The sequence below is a fragment of the Chitinophaga pendula genome, assembly GCF_020386615.1.
GTDB classification, from domain to species: domain Bacteria; phylum Bacteroidota; class Bacteroidia; order Chitinophagales; family Chitinophagaceae; genus Chitinophaga; species Chitinophaga pendula.
This window is the reverse complement of sequence record NZ_CP077769.1, coordinates 2,017,408-2,034,725: the sequence shown is the minus strand read 5'-3', so window position 1 is coordinate 2,034,725 and position 17,318 is coordinate 2,017,408. Positions and strand designations below refer to the sequence as shown.

The window sequence follows — 17,318 nt, the reverse complement described above, 5'->3', positions numbered from 1 at the left end:
TCATGCGTTTAGTAGGCTGTTTTCTTTAGTAACATCTGCGACAATTTTTCCGAAGTTGAACTTGATGACCCTCGTCGCGCAGTTATAATATTCATCATCATGAGTAATCGCTATAATGGTTTTACCTTCCCGTTTTAACCTGGGCAGTAATTCCTTATAAAAGAATCCCCGGAAAGAAGGATCCTGTTCCGCGGCCCACTCATCCAATACGATCACTTCCTTATCTTCCAATAATGCGTATACTAATGCCAACCTTTTCTGCTGCCCTTTCGAAAAGTTACGTCCAAAAATGGTGGCCTGATCCGCTTTAGGTTTTATGATACCGGTCAGATCCATCGTCCGGATCAGATCCTGTAGTTTCTTATTCGAGGTAGTGAGATCAAACTGATCATAGTTCTCATTGAACAGGTGCCCGCTTGTAAACACGGCACTGATCATATTACTATAGTGCGGATAATCCTGATCGGAGACGGGTTTTTCATTCATATAAATCGTGCCATCATATGGTTTATAAAGGCCGGCCAACAGGTATCCAAAAGTACTTTTGCCACTACCATTTCCTCCGGTAACAAAAACCACCTCTCCTTTACGGATTGTCAGATCAATTTTTTCCAATAAGAAAGGCTCATCTCTTTCATTATAATATCGATAGCTCACGCCTTCCATGCGAATACTGTTAAAAGGCTCGCGGGACGATTCCAATGTATTTTTTGGGGTATCCTGCTCTATCGACTCTACAAGATGATCAAATACATTAAGTCTTCCAATGGCTATCTTGACAGCTGTATATGTCGGGATCAATGTGATCAATATAGCAATAGGTCCGATGAGATAAAGTATGGAAACCAGGAATGCAGTTGAAATGCCGGTATCCGCATTAAACAATCGCGGCAACAGGAACATTATGACGCCCAATACGATATACCAGCTATAGCTACCAGTGAGCTCATTGTCCATGTATCTGGAAGATGTGCTGATCGCTATATCCCGTCCTTTCTTCCTATTTGAGATAATAAAATCCTCAAAGATATTACGACTACGTCGCAGACTCATTTTCAATTCCTTAAACCCATTCAGTAAGTCATCCAGGTAACGGTAGTAGACATTCTGCAAATCCCGCTGCCGGTTCAAATCCTTTTCAATCGAATTATTTCTGACTATGTAAAAGACGAGCAATGCTGCCATCACCAATAATATAAAAGCGGCGCCCATTGGAGATATCCAAAACAAATATCCAAAGCAACATATGATCACGATCATCGCGTTAAAAGCATTCATAAAGACTTCCGGTGCATGCGCCAATGTCCTTGTATCATTGATGGCAGTATATATCTTTTCATTTCCAAGCTCCTGGAAGTCCTGATAATTAGCGTAACGGAGTTTATTCAGCACTTCCAGCTCAAAATCAAACAGTATATTATTGGTAATCTTGATCATGTATCTCTGAAAAGTCCTTGCACAGATCAACGCAGACAGTGTCAACACCACATATATCTGCCAGTCATAGGCTGACAGGAAAGGTATCTTCTTTCCGGATACAGCACTATTGATAAATATGAGCAATCCTCCATTCAGTAAGCTGTTGAAGACACCCAGTATCGCGATGTATCCTATGGATTTCATGGATTTTTTCAGTAGGGTATTCAAAAAGTTCATTCCTGTAATTTTAGACAGATTACAACCTCTAACCTGCAAGGAGCAAATCAATAATTGGGGACATTAAATAACGATGTAAACACGTTGAACGTAAGTACTATGATCAACAAATCCATATCATAGGGGGGATTTAGGATAAAGTCTTTCCTGGCATACATCTTTTTAAGGCGCTCAATAGTATCCGGATTAAAATATCCCCGTCTTTTGATGTAGTCGTAAGACAGCATATCATTTACCCATTCATTACCTTGCTTTAGCAGCTGCGGGCTTCCGGGCGCTACAAAGCCAAATTTTTCCCGGGATATGATTTCCTGAGGAATATATCGCCCTGCTAATTGTTTTAGCAGGTACTTTTCCTTCATGTCTTTGAGCATCATTTGCGGCGGAATCTCCCTTACAAAACTTACAAGGTCCGGGTCCAAAAAGGGATATCTGCCTTCAACATTATTTGCCATAGTCATTCTATCACCATGGTCAGCGATCAGGTGTCCTGCCAATCTCAATTTAAAATCTACATATGAACGTTGATGAAAGACGTGCCGTCCTTTTATTCTGCTGTGGTTGACAGCTGGATACTTGAGGCAATCAAATTGAGGATACACCGTATTTACCTGTGAAGAATAGAGTGCTTCTTTGGTGCTTTTGAATTCGTACTCATTCTTTTCATAGGAAAAATCGGGGTCTCCCCAGATCGTCTTACGTACCTGGTCCTCCATCAAATGTTCCAGATCCTTTACCACTTTCTTACCGGCTCTCTGGCTATCAAACTTATATCCTGCGTAGCCTCCGAACAGCTCATCAGCACCTTCACCGGAAAGTACAACCTTTATATTTTTTTCCTTTGCCCGCTGGGATAAAGCCAGAGAGCATACATTATATGTTTCTTTCAGTGGTGACTCAGAAAAATAGACAACATCTTTCAGTTTCTTGTCAAACTCATTCCAGTCAAACTCAATCTCGTTATGCACAGAGTTAACATGTCGGCTCATAATACGTTGAAAACGCTGTTCATTTATGTCTTTATTGTCTGCAGCACCGGAAAAACAGATCGAGAATGAATTGACTTCACCACTACCGATAAGATGTCTCATGGTACCTCCGATGATAGATGAATCCAATCCGCCGCTAAGATAGAATCCCACAGGTACATCCGCCTGCAGTCTTTGCTTAACAGATTTCAGCACTAATTCATTCAGTCTTTCTATATAGTAGGATTCACTCTTCTGTTCAACCTGCTGTTCTGGTGTAGGATATTCGAGGTCCCAATACTGCTTCAACTTGAGTTCTCCTTTTTGGTAGATCCCAAAATATCCCGGTTCCAGGCTGCGGATCTGTGCAAAAAGCGTAGTAGGTGCAATGATAGCAGGATAGGAAAATATCTGATCCAGCCCGCTTAGATCGATACGGCGGTCCAATTCCGGGTAAGCCAAAATCGCTTTCATTTCAGAACCGAACAGAAAGAAATTGTCCTGATGACTATAGAAAAACGGACAGATACCAAAATGGTCACGGGAAAAAAACAGGCTTTGCTCATTTTTGTCATAAAGCGCAAAAGCGAACTGGCCATTTAACTTGTTAACACTATCTGTGCCGTACTCTCTGTACAGATGGAGAATAACTTCCACGTCACAATCTGATCTGAACACATGTCCTTTGGCTTCTAATCCGGCCCTCAGTTCACGGTAATTATAGATCTCACCGTTACAGATCATCATCAAGTTACCATCCCGCGAGATAAACGGTTGTTGTCCCCCTTTCAGATCTATTATACTTAAACGTTTGAACCCCAGGCCTACGTGTCCATCAATATGTATACTCATATCATCCGGACCACGATGCTCAATAGTCTCCGCCATATTCAGGAGTGTTTCCTTGGCGATGGACCTGTCTGTATCTTTATATACTATTCCTGTTATACCGCACATAATGCTTTAATTACATTAGTTCAATTCGAGATGATTTTGTTTTCCGGATACGACTGTAAAAGCGGCTATTTCTCCGAATACATAGTATATCGTATCCAGCATCGCGGTGCCGATATTATGAACTATCTGCCTTTTACTTCCGTTGTTTATAGCCTGCACTTGTGCAGGCGCCGGCCAGTGTAAACCGATCGTATTGATACCATCCTTGCACAGATCTCCTGCCGCGGTGAGAGTACAGGTGGTCCAGCTTCCGTCAATCTCTAGCTCACTGATAAGCTGGTCATTCAATGTAAGCGGTATTCTTACCGGTGCATTTCCCTGTTCAGGCATCCTTAGCGAAATATTAAATGAAACCGGTACACCTTTACTTGCTACGAGGTAAAATCTGGTATAATTGTCTCTCGCCTGGAAACACGCAGTCTTTGTACCCTGGTATTCGTCGTATGAGGTAGCATGATACAATGAATCCAGCAGGTTGATCTGCTGCTCTTCGACACTATGCTCTTTTTTTCTCAGGTCATCTATATAGGTCTGAATGTTAACCCCTACCTTCTTTAATGCGGCTATGATAGCATCCACCAATTCCAGTTCCATCGACTTTGCATTCCTGGGATGGATCAACGCATGTACATATCTATCTAGTCCTGTGCTTTCCGTCAGGATGGTCGCCAATGTTTTACAAAGGTTATTAGGCGTGCTGCGGCTGATCATGTCACAGTAATAGATCATAAACCGGCTGATATGCTGTGAAGCATACAAGGCCTTAATACAATGGTGATACAGGATATCATATGATTGCCCCCAATGGGCATTATGGATAGCCGCAAAGAAATGTGCACGGGCACTCACGTCTTTCTCCGGTTTTATTGCAGTTGCGGCAACGGCACGTTTGTTTTCCTCATTATTCAATTCAAAAATATGTCCGGCGATCGCTTCAGCCACCAATTGGGTACCTTCCGCAGTAAAGTGGCAGTAATCTAGAAAGAGATCACTCCCTGGTATTTTCCCTTTAAGGTGAGATTTGAAGAGTGCAGCAATGTCGAGTACGTTGATATTATACCGGGCAGCTTCCTTCAGGATTGTCTCCCTGATGATGCTGTACATCCGGGGTTTACTATTAGTGCGGCAAAAAATAGCAGTATCCCTTCCTTGCTCAAGGTATTGCCTGGCTTCATCCCATTTTTCCATTTTCATATTACATTCTGCCAGCAATTCATATCCGTATGGGTGACTGGGGTCGAGCGATATCATCTCTGTAGCATACGTGATGCAACGATCCAGCTCATTTTCAGCCAGTGCAGCTTCGGCACCCGTCCTGGCATTGAGCCAATCCGCAATATTGCTACCAGCTAATCTTGAAACAAATTTCTCGCCGGGAGTACTTCTGCAGTGAAGCAGGTTAAATTCCGGAATAGCAAAGATGACCGGGATATTTTTGCCCGACACGATTTCGTTTAGATAGGAAAGGAAGGAACGCACTAATTCAGAAAATATCTCTTCTAGTTTCGCTTTCAGGTATTGGGTGTCTTCTCGCCGGGATAATGCCTCCCCGATCGTTTGATAATAGGTACTATCAGTGGCAATCAGCTCGACCAGATCATCCCTCCAGTTATTACCGGCAAGTATCAATATTATGTCTGGTTGCAATGCTAACGCCTGCTTACATCTCTCCTTCAGTCCGGACATACCCAAATTGGTTTCCGCCAGGTCTATCACTTCATATTTGTTCACGCCTGCGTTTGCATTTATATATTGCTCCAGTACACCTGCAGGAGTAAATCCCGGGTCCAGTAAAAACCCTCTTGCTACAGATTCTCCCAACAGCACTACTCTTTTTCTTTCGCTTTTAGGCGGTATGGAAGGGATATCCGCGAAAAAGCTCCAACGATCTTTCATTGCTATATCCCGTACATAGTAAGTACCATCGCTTTGTGTATCAGGTATATATATTCCTATCCTGTCAGCATTATCTGCGGTGGGAGCCTGTTTGTTTTCTTTCGGCACAGTATCGTATCCCAGCTCGTCCAGTAATTCGTTCATCCGCTGGGTATCCGGACTACTTTCTGCTATGCGGGTAGCCAGTTCTGCTGCGATTTTTCGAGTATGTTCGGTGGATCTTATCGACATGATAAATCTATTTTACAGCGATTAGATAAATGTATAAACGTTGGGGTTCACTTCGAATTCCGGGCGTTCTACCAGATTGAGATTAATCATCTTCAGCATACTGGTATCGTTATCACTGGCATCGATTATATAATTCTCGAGCACCAGGCAGTCAATATCTGTTGTAATAAAACAGACCAATGCTTCTTCAGGTGTACATACGATAGGTTCGTCTCTCACATTAAAAGATGTGTTCAATAAGATAGGGCACCCCGTAAGGTCCTTAAAGGCCTTCAGCAATCCGGCAAACCGCGGATTGGTATCTCTGGATACGGTCTGTACCCTGGCAGAACCATCCACGTGGGTAATAGCAGGGAGATCCAGAGAAGATATAACCTGACATGTTTCTAACATGAATGGAGATTCATGATCCAGATCGAAGTGTTTCGTGGTTTCTGAGCTTAGTATTGCCGGCGCAAATGGGCGGAAAGCTTCTCTTTTTTTCACCATTGCATTTATGCGGTCTCTCATTTCAGGGCCTCGGGGATCGGCCAGAATCGATCTTGCTCCAAGAGATCTAGGGCCAAACTCCATTCTTCCATGAAACCATCCGATAACCTTTCCCTCCCCAATTCGGCGTGCTATCTCTCTCAGCAATTCTCCCTCGTCATTATTAAATGAATGATGTTTCAATGCCGTCGACTTTAACAACCGTGCAATTCTATTATCATCAAAGGATGGACCCAGATAGACATGTTCCAATCGCTTTTTCATGGGTAAACCTGTCAGTTCTGTATATGCCAGTGCAGCAGCACCCAAAGCGCATCCGGCATCATTTGCAGCCGGCTGAACGAAAAGATTTTTAAACGGGCTGTGCTTCAGTACCTTACCATTTGCCACGCAATTAAGCGCGACCCCGCCCGCCATACAAAGGTTGTCGGATCCGGTCTGCTCATGTAAATAACATGCTTTGGCTATCAATATTTCCTCTAATACCACCTGCAGGCTTTTGGCGATATCCTGATGTATCTGTAATATTTCTGTTTCCTTCTTCCGTGGCGGAACACCGAACAGATCGGATAGCGTATCTGCAAACATCTTCTCTCCCTTGAGGAAATCGAAGTATTTCATATTTAGCCTATACTGTCCTTTCTCATCCTGCTCAACAAGGGCTCTGACTGCGTCTACATAGCGAGGTGTACCATAAGGTGCCAATCCCATCACCTTATACTCACCACTGTTTACGCTAAAGCCAAGATAGCTGGTGATAGTACTATACAAAAGACCCAGCGAGTCAGGGAAGATCACTTCCTCGAAGATGTCGAGCTTTTGTCCACGACCTATCCCGTACGTCGTAGTAGCCCACTCTCCTACTCCATCAATGGTAAATACCGCTGCGTCTTCAAATCCGGAATAGAAAAAACTACTGGCAGCGTGTGAATGGTGATGGTCATAATATTTTACGGGACCATTATATCCGAGTTCTTCTAATATGCGGGCAGTTACATTTCCCGAACTCAGGTTAAGGGCCGTACTTCTATCCCACTGATCTTTGCCACTCCATAACTGACGTGCCATTTTCTTAACCGGATCTTCGTAATAAGCAATGCAATTGATATCTGCAATACCGATACCTGCCGTCTCCAGGCAATAGAGAAAAGCTGCCTTAGGCAGATCCGGGTCATTCTTTTTTCTGCTAAAGCGTTCTTCCTGGACAGCCGCCATCAACACGCCATCTTTTAAGATACAACAGGCAGAATCGTGATAAAAAGCAGAGATCCCTACTACATTAAAGCTCATTATCAGAATAATTTTAGTTGTGAATATTATTTACGTATTTAGAATTTAAAAACCCTTTTCCATTGTTGCATTGAATGCACTCAGCTGCTCTTTTTTAACAGATATTTCTGCAGGGGTCAGGTAGTTCAGACCGTGGAGCGGATGATCCGGGTTTTTCAGTACATCGGTCATAAGTGAAATAAAGTGCCCGGACATCTTTTTTATCCTCTCCAGATCATACAGGTCCGTATTGAACTCTATTCCACACAACAGGCCATCGGCTGTTTCCTCAAATTCGAACCTGATATCACCTTTGCTGATACCCGCATCTATCCCTTCCGGATATATTTCCAGATCATGCATACGCGGCAGGTCGCTGGCTGCTACCTGGATATTCTGAAAAACAACTACTACGTCAAACAACGGAGACCGGCTCATATCCCTGGATACACCCAGTTCTTCTACAAGCCGGTCAAAAGGATATACCTGATGCTCAAATGCCTCTAAAGCAGTCGTTTTTACCTGTTGAAGTAAGGCAAGGAAAGAAGCCTGTTTATCGATCTTATCTCTCAGTGCCAGGGTATTCAGGTAATACCCGATCTGGTACTCCAGATCCGGATGCTCTCTTCCCGCAACGGGTGTCCCGATAATGATATCTTCCTGACCAGAGTAACGGAACAGAAGTGCTTTTACTAAAGCGGTCAGCCCCATAAAAGGAGTTACCTGTTGTTCATGCAATAACGTTTTCCACTTATCATACAAAACATTATCAATATCGAAGGGATACTGTGCACCACTATATGTCTGTATATCCGGCCTTTTCTTTTCGCCTGGTAATTTCAGAACCGGTATCTCTCCGGATAATTTTTGGAGCCAATAATTCCGATGGGCCAATAATCTCTCGCCCGAAAGCTCTTCCTGCTGCCAGTGGGTGAAATCCTTATACTGTATGGTCAGGGCGGGAAGTTGAATAGTTCTCTCCAATACTGCTGCATTATACAGTTGTACTACCTCCCTCATAAATATCTGAAGCGACCATTCATCCGCAATTATGTGGTGCATACAATACAACAGCAGATATTCCTGGATATCCAACTTGAGTAATACGATCCGGAGCAGGGGTGCTTGCTGCAACTCAAAGGGATGAAGCGCGGCTTTTTCAATTTCTGCGGAAATGAGGTGTTTAACATCGGCTCTTCCACAAAAGTCCAGCTGAGTGATGTAAAAATTTATGTTATCCTGAATACGCTGCCAGGCGATACCCTCCTCCATAAAAAAAGAGGTACGCAGGCTTTCGTGACGGGCTATCACTTTGTTTATTGCGGTTTCAATGGCTGTAGGTACTATATGACCGATCAGCCTGTAGGACATAAACATATTGAATGTTGGTTGTCCTTTAATACGCTCTTCCAACACCCATATCCGCTGTTGTGCATGGGATAGTGGATACCTGTCCTGCACAGCTATAGTAGGGATAGGTACAAAATCAGATTTATCAGATCGCTGTAATAATTTTGCCTGTGCTTCAATCGTAGCATGATTAAAAATGTCGACGATGGTCAGCTGGGTATCAAGTTGCTTATAGATCTTTGATATCAATTGAATTGCCTTCAAGGAAGACCCTCCCAGTGTAAAAAAGGACGCGGACCTGCTGATCTGTTCTATACCAAGTATCTGCTGCCAGATGCCGGCAATAGTTTGCTCGTCTCCCGGCCGGGGATGTTGTTCTTCACCAAGTACGAGCATGGTAGCCAGTTTAGGCAATTGCTTCCTATCGACTTTTCCGTTGACATTGAGTGGAAACTCCTTTAACCAGACGTAATAACCTGGTATATGGGAGACGGGCAGTGCTCTCCTGAGGATCTCTACCAATGTGGTACCGTTCGTCTCTTCACCTGTATAATAGCAAACCAGCGATTGCTGCAGGTCTTCCACTGTGATCAACAATATTTCCACCTGATCTATTCCCTGCACATTCAACAACGCACTTTTTACCATGTCCAACTCAATACGAATGCCATTGAATTTAACCTGATCATCTTTTCTTCCCAGCAATTCCAGGTTACCATCGCTCCGATAACGCCCAATGTCTCCTGTACGGCAGACAATATCCGCTTTATCCTTCACTACCGGATTCTGGACGAATAGCTGTTCATTCAGCTGTTTATCAATGTATCCTTTAGTTACAAAAGGGCTCTTAATATAAATATCTCCAATTTCACCAGGAGCGCAGATCTGATCGTAATTAATCACGGCAATGCTGGTATTACTGATGGGTTGCCCTACTGGTATGATATCTCCCGGTAACCAGTCTGAATGTGTTATCAGGTACCTGGATTTGAGTATGGTAGTTTCTGTGAGGCCATATAGATTAGACAGCAAGCATTTATCACCATTTATGTGTTTCCAGTTGAGTACGTCTTGCCCATATAACCTTTCTCCTGCCAATGCAATATGCCGCAATGCCGGGAGATCCTTTCCGGACTCCTTTAATGATTTCATCAGTACCCTGAATAGAGAGGGCACTGTTTGGAGTATTGTAATATTCTTATTAAATAACCATTCGGAGAGTTGATCTGTATGCTGGCGAACGCTCTTTGCCGGCACACAAAGTGTAGCGCCGGCTGTCAGCGCAACTAATATATCTTTCAATGAAGCGTCAAAGGTAAGGGGCGCCAACTGGCTGATCCGATCTCCGGGTTTTATCTCAAATGCATTGCGATGCCAGTGTATATAGTGAGCAAGGCTGTTATGCGTCCCGATAATTCCTTTATTCAGCCCTGTCGAACCGGAAGTATAATATATATAAGCATTATCCTGCTTGTCTATTTCCGGGTATTGTGGGGGTTCACGTAGTAAGATATCTTCCTGAGGAATGGACACGTAGCTGTCGCCATTCCATTTCCAGCAAGTCCAGCCTGAGGCTTCCATGGTTATGCCAGCCAGATCGTCGAGATGTAGTTCATTGAGTATTGCTGTAGCAGCGATGGAGATGAGATAGGGAGCATATATTCCTGATGAGTGGAAGAAACTTGTAATTCTTTCGACCTGTTCCGCGTTAACAATCAGTACGCTGGGGTGGGTTTGTTCAAAGATATGCGAGAGCTGTTTGTCCGGCAGATCAAAGCTGACAGGCATGTATACCTGTCCTCTTTTAAAGCAGGCCAACAGGCTGGCTATTGATCTTATACCAGCATGCAACGCCACGCCTACTACCTCTCCGGTCTTCAATTGCAATACTTCGAGGTAACGGCATAGGTCGTTGATTTCTGTATTCAGCCGTTCGTAACTACATTGTTCGTTATCTTCTTCAATAGCAATAAGGGAAGGGTATTCGTTTGCCGTCGCTTCGAATACCGTATATAACAGTTCTTTTATCATATTCAGATGAATTTCAGATCAATTCAGGGAAAACTATTTTTCGGGCATGGAATATCCTGACCCAGCTTTTAACTGAGCATTGTCCTTACTGATAAAATCCGGGAATTACTTGTTGGGCTATTGACGGCCGGGCATGCATAATAATCGAGGGAGGCTGGCCGAAGCCTCCTGATTATTGAATGGTTCTATTGGAATTTCTCTATGTTAGCTGCGCAGATTCTTAATAGCAGCGACCTGGGCTGCCTTTATTGTCTGCATACTTATGGTGACTAATGTAATAATTACGAGTAGTATACCAGATAGAACGAAGATCCACCAGGAGATATCTACCCTGTATGCAAAATTGAGCAACCATTGGTTCATTACGAACCAGGCTACCGGTGAAGCGATTACAAATGCGATAGCTGATAGTCTTACAAAGTCTCTTGACAACAGCATAAAGATCGTTGTATCGGAAGCGCCCAAAACTTTGCGTACGCTTATTTCTTTTGCCCGTTGTGCAGATGTAAAAATGGAAAGTCCCATCAGGCCGAGGCAGGCGGTAAAAATAGCCAGTCCCGTGAATATCGTGAATACCCTGCTGAACAATCTCTCATTGCTGTATTGATTATTAAATTGTTCATCCAAGAAGTAAAACTCAAACAAATTGCCAGGGAAAAACTGGAGATATCGCTCTTTAACTGCTGCTATTGTCGTATTCAGATCCTTGGTATTTACCTTGATGGATATGGGAGATTCGGTACTGTAGTTATTGGGAAGTAATATTGTCGGTTCTACTTTATATCTTAAGGATTTCTGATGGAAGTCTTTAACGACCCCCACGACATCCCGTTCATTGTTGAATACCACCACTTTTTTCCCGATTGCATCCTCATCGTTATTAAATCCTAATAGTTTCACTGCCGCTTCGTTAAGAATAATATTATGTGATGCTACTGCCTTCGTACTGTTATCAATGGTGGTGAAGTTCCTGCCAGCAACTAGTTTTACATCATAAAGTTTAATAAACCCCTCGTCAATATTCATATGTCTCATAGTCAGGTTAGCCCTGGTATCCATGTCTGCACGATGTACATTAAATGCTCTGCCCATCTCCTCTCCGGGCACCCTTCTTGATGTAACAGCATTCAGCACGTTAGGGATATTTTTAACCTCTCCTTTAAAACTATTGGTTTTATCAGCAAAACTGGAATCTGCGCCGGTGAGTATAGGAGGCTTTACTATTAATACCTGCTCTATATCCATCCCCAACTTCTGGTTATTCATATAACTCAGTTGTCTGTAGATGACGATAGAACCTATTATCAGGCCTGCGGTGATAGTAAACTGCCCTACCATCAACGCCTTTCTCATGAAAATGCCTTTCCCGGAGCTGACATAGTTACCTTTCAGGACCAGGATCGGCTTAAAGGCGGAAAGTACAAATGCAGGATAGAAGCCAGCACCCAATACGCTCAACAGGCATAAACCGATGAGCGCAAAAGTGAGTTTATAATTACCCATACCCGCTGCTAAAAGGTAGGGCAATGAAAGCTTTGTTTGAATAAGATTATTGAATGCATTCTGCACAGAAAAGATGATAACAATCGCCAGCAGGATTGCAATAACGTTTACGAGCAGGGATTCGATCATAAACTGTTGGATGAGTAGCTCTCTCGTTGCCCCTACTGCTTTTCTCACGCCTACTTCTTTGGCCCGGTTCATGGATCTGGCAGTTGACAGATTGGTATAGTTAACGATGGCGATAACAATGATTAAGACAGCGATGATAAGAAGTCCCCATACTATGGTAGAGCTATCCGTCTTACCGATCTCGTATTCGAAGTCGGAATACAGATGTGCATTTGATAAGGGTTGCAGGTAAAATTTCTCGATACTGCCCGATACCTTGATGCCATCAAAATATTTCTGACTGAATCCGGTTAATTTATTTTCCAGCTGGTGATAATCAGTACCTGGTTTTAATTGCACATAGTGCCAGAAATCAGACTCTTTGAAGTCGTAATCAGCAGCGGTCCAGTTAATGTTTCCTCCACTATACAAAGATACATATGACATTAACATATCAAACTGGAGATGGGAATTCTCTGGCACATCTTTAACGACGCCGGTCACCCTATATGGAAGAGAATCCCGGGACATGATAATGGGTTTGCCAAGAGCCGCCTGAAGGTTATCATCTTTTATACCGAAAAGTTTTTTTGCCAAACTCTCGGTAACAACGATCGTATTCGGTTCCTTAAGAGCAGCGGTCTGATCTCCGGCTATCAGTGGATAGGAGAACATCGTCAGAAAAGCATTATCCACCGCTAATACTTCCTGGTCTCCGATTTTTGTTTCATTATAGGTAACTATCTGTTGACGAAAGGGTTCAACACGCGAATTGGCAATCACCTCTTCGTAGTCGTCTTTCATAGCTTTTCCGATAGCGGAATAGGTAATAGTGCCATGCTGCACCAGCTTCCCATTCTGATACCTGTCATTTACGACCCTGTATAAATTATCTACATTTTTGTTGAATTGATCGAAACTCAGCTTAAAGGCTACATACTGTAATATCAGCAAGCAGGCTGCAATTCCGATAGCCAATCCTATAATATTAATGCCGGAAAATAGTCTGTCTTTGACAATATTACGCCATGCGATCTTAAGGTAGGGTATGAACATATATCGGGATTAAGGGTAGAGTTAGTGGTCGATAAGTTAGTTAAAGGTTTTCAATAATTCCGGATATATTGAGGGATCGTCACTTTATCTATCTATTAGTCAGTAATTTAGCTAAAAAAGAACAGGTCAGCTCTTCAATTTTTACATCCTCGCTCGGAGATTATAAAAAGCAATATACTAAAATACCTGTACATCTATATTATTGTTCCCCTTAAGAATATAAGCATGGACAGGATGGTTTGTCCGCCACCGGATGCATATATTATTCGGCGGCCAGATAAGGTATCGGCACATGGGCTAATACGACCCGGTTTAAAATATTTACCCTGACCAATACATTTTTTGTCCCATTATGTTTGACGACTTCGCATGTTAATCCTTTTAGTGGTCCTTCGAGAATTTGCAGGGTATCAGATGGACTAAAATGTTCTGTTAATACCTTTATGTCTTCTCCCTGGTGCATGACTATTCGAAGGCTATTAATGATCTGCTCATTTACGGAGGCAATCTCTTTACCAAATCTGACATAAGATAAAACGCCATCCGTATCCTGTATGTCATAGTACTCTTTCAGGTTATGTACTTTTACAAAAACATAAGAAGGAAAAAGTGGAACATCGATGTACTTACGCCGGTCACTCCATTGGCTGAGTTTTCTGACCAGAGGAAACAGTAGTTCGACCTTTTGTTTGGTAAGCCGTTGTACCACTTTTCCTTCCTGCTTAGGCATAGTATAGACTAAGTACCAACTGTTAAAAAGCGTTATCATAGAGAAAGCTTGGGTTGTACATGTCCTGATGATACAAAAAAACAGCTCCCGCTACAGTGAGTCACATTTTACTCATTGCAATTTCTTTCCGATCTGATAATTCTTGATTTTTAAGATAGATTATAGCTCATATATACGGGGACCATACTCTGCATCCTTGTCTATTCTATTCATAAAGGGCTTGAGCGTAAATACATATCCTAAATTGCTGAGCTTGGGTTGTGGTATATTATTTACCCGAGCCATAGGTATTAATATGGTACTGGTGGTACCATCAGACATAATACTTGGAGTTCAGTTTAGCATGTGCAAAAGAGACAGTTTTTAATCTAGCTAGCTTAGGGTTCGATTACTTCGTTGTTGGCAATTACGTTAAGGTGAACAAACTAAAACAAACAAAACTCAGGTAACTGCAAACAGTATTTTGTACTGATGGATATATTGCTGATATGTATACCACCTGCACCAAATGAAATTAAGAATTTTTATCTGAATCAAAAAAATATATTATTATTAACACCATTGTAAATACGTTTTAGTTTCCTTACTTTTCCTTCGGATCATTTTGTTACTCACTTCTTTGTAATGCCGCTCCGATTCAGGATTGTTCTCATCTGTAATAGCTTTTTGAAAGCATTGTAAAAATAAAAAGTCACAACATTTTAACGTTACATGTCTGTGATACGACGTTCCTGATTCCTCCCATATCAGCAATCGCAGCGATCGTCGCCTTTACTACGTCATAAACAAATGAAACATTGACGGTGCGGTATACATCACGGGGAGAATGATAATTTGAATTGCGTACATCTCCGGTGTCACCAATTGAAAGTGCTTTAAAGCCTGCATCCCAAAAACTAACAAAATCAGAAGCCCTGAAATATTCCGGGGCAAATCTACCATCATCTGGCACCACCAGTGATACGACAGCAAGCGTGGCCACATTTTCAGAACTCGCTTGCTCGAAAGCAGCAACCATTTCAGCAGACTGCTCGTTAGCCACAAGCAGGATAAAATCTCCTTTGAAGTGATTGTCTGCAACCTTCTTATATGCAACAGGGAATCCTTCTTTCAATCCTTCCGGAAAAGGCTGGCTACCGACCTTATCCATATAGCACCCGATCATGTCAAAATTGATCATATAGTCTATATTCTTATGTTCTCCAAGCGCAGAAACATAAAATTTACTGCCCAACATTCCAGCTTCCTCCTGGTCGAATCCTACAAAGGCTACATCGTTGTTCAACCGGTATTTAGATAATACCCGCATCACTTCCAACATCCCTGCCACACCTGACGCATTATCATCTCCGCCCCATGAGCCTTTAACAGCATCGAAATGAGCCCCGAGTACAATTTTCCCCTTACCAGCCATTATACCATCCAATTGCCCGATAACATTATCAGCTTTGTAAGCATTAAAATTAAAACGTTGTCTTTGTGTCCGCAGGTGTCCCATCCTGAATGCGCTCTCTAAGTATAGCTTTATTGTCTCCAAATTTTCCCTTCCATTCGTAAAATGCCGCTTCACTGACAATTCCTGTAAGTGCTTTCTAATATTGTTAGAATCGACCTGTGTCAGCAATTCTTTCAGGTCCACCTTGGTATGGTCATCTACTATTACGCCCATTTGATACTTCCATATTTCACTATCTGCTGGTGTGTAGCGCCAGACAATCTGTTTTGCCGATCCGGCTCGTATAGTTGTTCCTACGTCTCCTGATAAGTCCCCTCCTTTGAGGATAATGATCTCCCCCTGATCTGTCTGTAAAAATGGAATGACTGTAAATGAAGCATCTTGTTGGCCTAACAAGCTATAATTTATCCTGACCTCCCTTTTGAGTGTGTCGACGAAGGCACGAAGGTTTTTTATCTCCGTTAAATGCCTGGTCGCATTTGCATGTGGAGCCCACAAGACATACAGCATAACAAAGAGTACGACCCTCCTCATAAGAAATTATATTTCAATACATTATTACGGAACTCATTGTTAACATTTGCTTGCCGTTACTGGTCAAGACTATCCGCTACAGACATTTCAAGCGCTCAATGGTGACAGTTTATTATGCTACTAAAGCTAGTCAATAAAATTTGACAACCTGAGATTGATAATTGACATAAAAGACATCAGCCCGGACGTATAAAATCGTCCGGGCTGATCATTATAGTTTAACTTAAGACTTGTTAGTGGATTCCAAGAGGATTAACAATCACTTGTGTAGCCCCCCACATACAATGGTTGGCTCAGAATGAACAAGCACTTCCATACCTTCTGGCCGGCCTGTTCGCCTGGTTGGATATTATACATTTGAAAGCTAAGATGGCGCAACATCATAATTACCAGCAATATTTTAATTTTTCTGCATTTTAAAATTTCCTGGTTAGCTAGTGAAAAATCAATATGCATAGTGTGATATTCAAATGACCTCAGTTATTCCTTTGTATCAGAGAAATAATAGTAAGTGTAGAAGTCGGATCGTTACAGTGGTCTTAGCCAGTGGCTCATAAGCGGATAGGGCGCTAAGCCGATATTTTTTGACTGATGAGGTTCAGCTGTCATTCCGGCCCATTGCAACATTGGGACTCCGAAAGTATGTCCTGCTTCAAATTGTTCAGCGATATTACGCCCTTCCCCTTTATACCCTTGTTCATGAAAAACAAAGGCAGGGTCAATCTTTAGATGTTTACAAGCAGCAAATGACCACGCGATCGCCATCATTTCTTCTGCTGCATGGTTCTCTCGGCCTCCAATATTGTCTTGTCTCAGCATTGTTCTTTCTGCAGGAGGTACCACGGCAATATGACCTGCCTCGTGCAGCAAATCTCCCGGGTGTTGCAGTTGCTGCTTATCTACCAGGATACAGCCGCCATCGATCTGCAAGCCAGGCAGGAAAGTGGGATCGGATAATTTCCGGAAAATTACCGGGATACCGATAGAACGAATAAATGTTACCGCAGTCTCAAAGGGTTGCATGGCAGATAATTTCAAATACTGATGTAAGATAAAAAATTCAAGCATGTAAAGAAATGCTCCT

General features: G+C 42.5%; 9 protein-coding genes. All 9 read right to left on the bottom strand.

Annotated elements, in window-relative coordinates:
- The 9 genes from KTO58_RS07895 to KTO58_RS07855 all read right to left on the bottom strand — a co-directional run bounded on the left by KTO58_RS07895 (position 1) and on the right by KTO58_RS07855 (position 17,302).
- Complete coding sequence (locus tag KTO58_RS07895; RefSeq protein ID WP_095839904.1) at positions 1 to 1,656, bottom strand: cyclic peptide export ABC transporter; 1,656 nt, start codon at positions 1,654 to 1,656, stop codon at positions 1 to 3.
- Between the two features lie 47 nt (positions 1,657 to 1,703).
- Positions 1,704 to 3,581 (bottom strand): asparagine synthase (glutamine-hydrolyzing), encoded by a 1,878-nt coding sequence (gene asnB, locus KTO58_RS07890; RefSeq protein ID WP_095839905.1) that lies wholly within the window; start codon positions 3,579 to 3,581, stop codon positions 1,704 to 1,706.
- Between the two features lie 15 nt (positions 3,582 to 3,596).
- On the bottom strand, positions 3,597 to 5,708 hold the full coding sequence (locus KTO58_RS07885) for an SGNH/GDSL hydrolase family protein (protein WP_095839906.1): 2,112 nt from the start codon (positions 5,706 to 5,708) through the stop codon (positions 3,597 to 3,599).
- A 21-nt stretch (positions 5,709 to 5,729) separates the two neighbouring features.
- The gene (locus tag KTO58_RS07880; protein ID WP_095839907.1) at positions 5,730 to 7,487 is read right to left on the bottom strand and encodes a carbamoyltransferase family protein; all 1,758 of its coding nucleotides are present in this window, start codon (positions 7,485 to 7,487) and stop codon (positions 5,730 to 5,732) included.
- Between the two features lie 45 nt (positions 7,488 to 7,532).
- Positions 7,533 to 10,847 (bottom strand): condensation domain-containing protein, encoded by a 3,315-nt coding sequence (locus KTO58_RS07875; protein ID WP_225860123.1) that lies wholly within the window; start codon positions 10,845 to 10,847, stop codon positions 7,533 to 7,535.
- Between the two features lie 204 nt (positions 10,848 to 11,051).
- Positions 11,052 to 13,514, bottom strand: coding sequence for an ABC transporter permease (locus tag KTO58_RS07870; protein ID WP_095839909.1), 2,463 nt, complete (start codon positions 13,512 to 13,514; stop codon positions 11,052 to 11,054).
- Positions 13,515 to 13,776: 262 nt separating this feature from the next.
- Positions 13,777 to 14,283: a UpxY family transcription antiterminator gene (locus KTO58_RS07865; RefSeq protein WP_095839910.1), complete on the bottom strand. Its 507-nt coding sequence runs from the start codon at positions 14,281 to 14,283 to the stop codon at positions 13,777 to 13,779.
- A gap of 652 nt (positions 14,284 to 14,935) precedes the next feature.
- The gene (locus KTO58_RS07860; protein WP_157753114.1) at positions 14,936 to 16,096 is read right to left on the bottom strand and encodes a M20/M25/M40 family metallo-hydrolase; all 1,161 of its coding nucleotides are present in this window, start codon (positions 16,094 to 16,096) and stop codon (positions 14,936 to 14,938) included.
- Positions 16,097 to 16,762: 666 nt separating this feature from the next.
- Positions 16,763 to 17,302 (bottom strand): hypothetical protein, encoded by a 540-nt coding sequence (locus tag KTO58_RS07855; protein WP_198314979.1) that lies wholly within the window; start codon positions 17,300 to 17,302, stop codon positions 16,763 to 16,765.
- Positions 17,303 to 17,318: the final 16 nt, after the last annotated feature.

Coding starts and splice junctions, on each gene's coding strand:
- KTO58_RS07895 (WP_095839904.1), bottom strand. CDS start 1,656: ATGAACTTTTTGAATACCCTACTGAAAAAATCCATGAAATCCATAGGA.
- KTO58_RS07880 (WP_095839907.1), bottom strand. CDS start 7,487: ATGAGCTTTAATGTAGTAGGGATCTCTGCTTTTTATCACGATTCTGCC.
- KTO58_RS07885 (WP_095839906.1), bottom strand. CDS start 5,708: ATGTCGATAAGATCCACCGAACATACTCGAAAAATCGCAGCAGAACTG.
- asnB (WP_095839905.1), bottom strand. CDS start 3,581: ATGTGCGGTATAACAGGAATAGTATATAAAGATACAGACAGGTCCATC.
- KTO58_RS07875 (WP_225860123.1), bottom strand. CDS start 10,847: ATGATAAAAGAACTGTTATATACGGTATTCGAAGCGACGGCAAACGAA.
- KTO58_RS07865 (WP_095839910.1), bottom strand. CDS start 14,283: ATGATAACGCTTTTTAACAGTTGGTACTTAGTCTATACTATGCCTAAG.
- KTO58_RS07855 (WP_198314979.1), bottom strand. CDS start 17,302: ATGCTTGAATTTTTTATCTTACATCAGTATTTGAAATTATCTGCCATG.
- KTO58_RS07870 (WP_095839909.1), bottom strand. CDS start 13,514: ATGTTCATACCCTACCTTAAGATCGCATGGCGTAATATTGTCAAAGAC.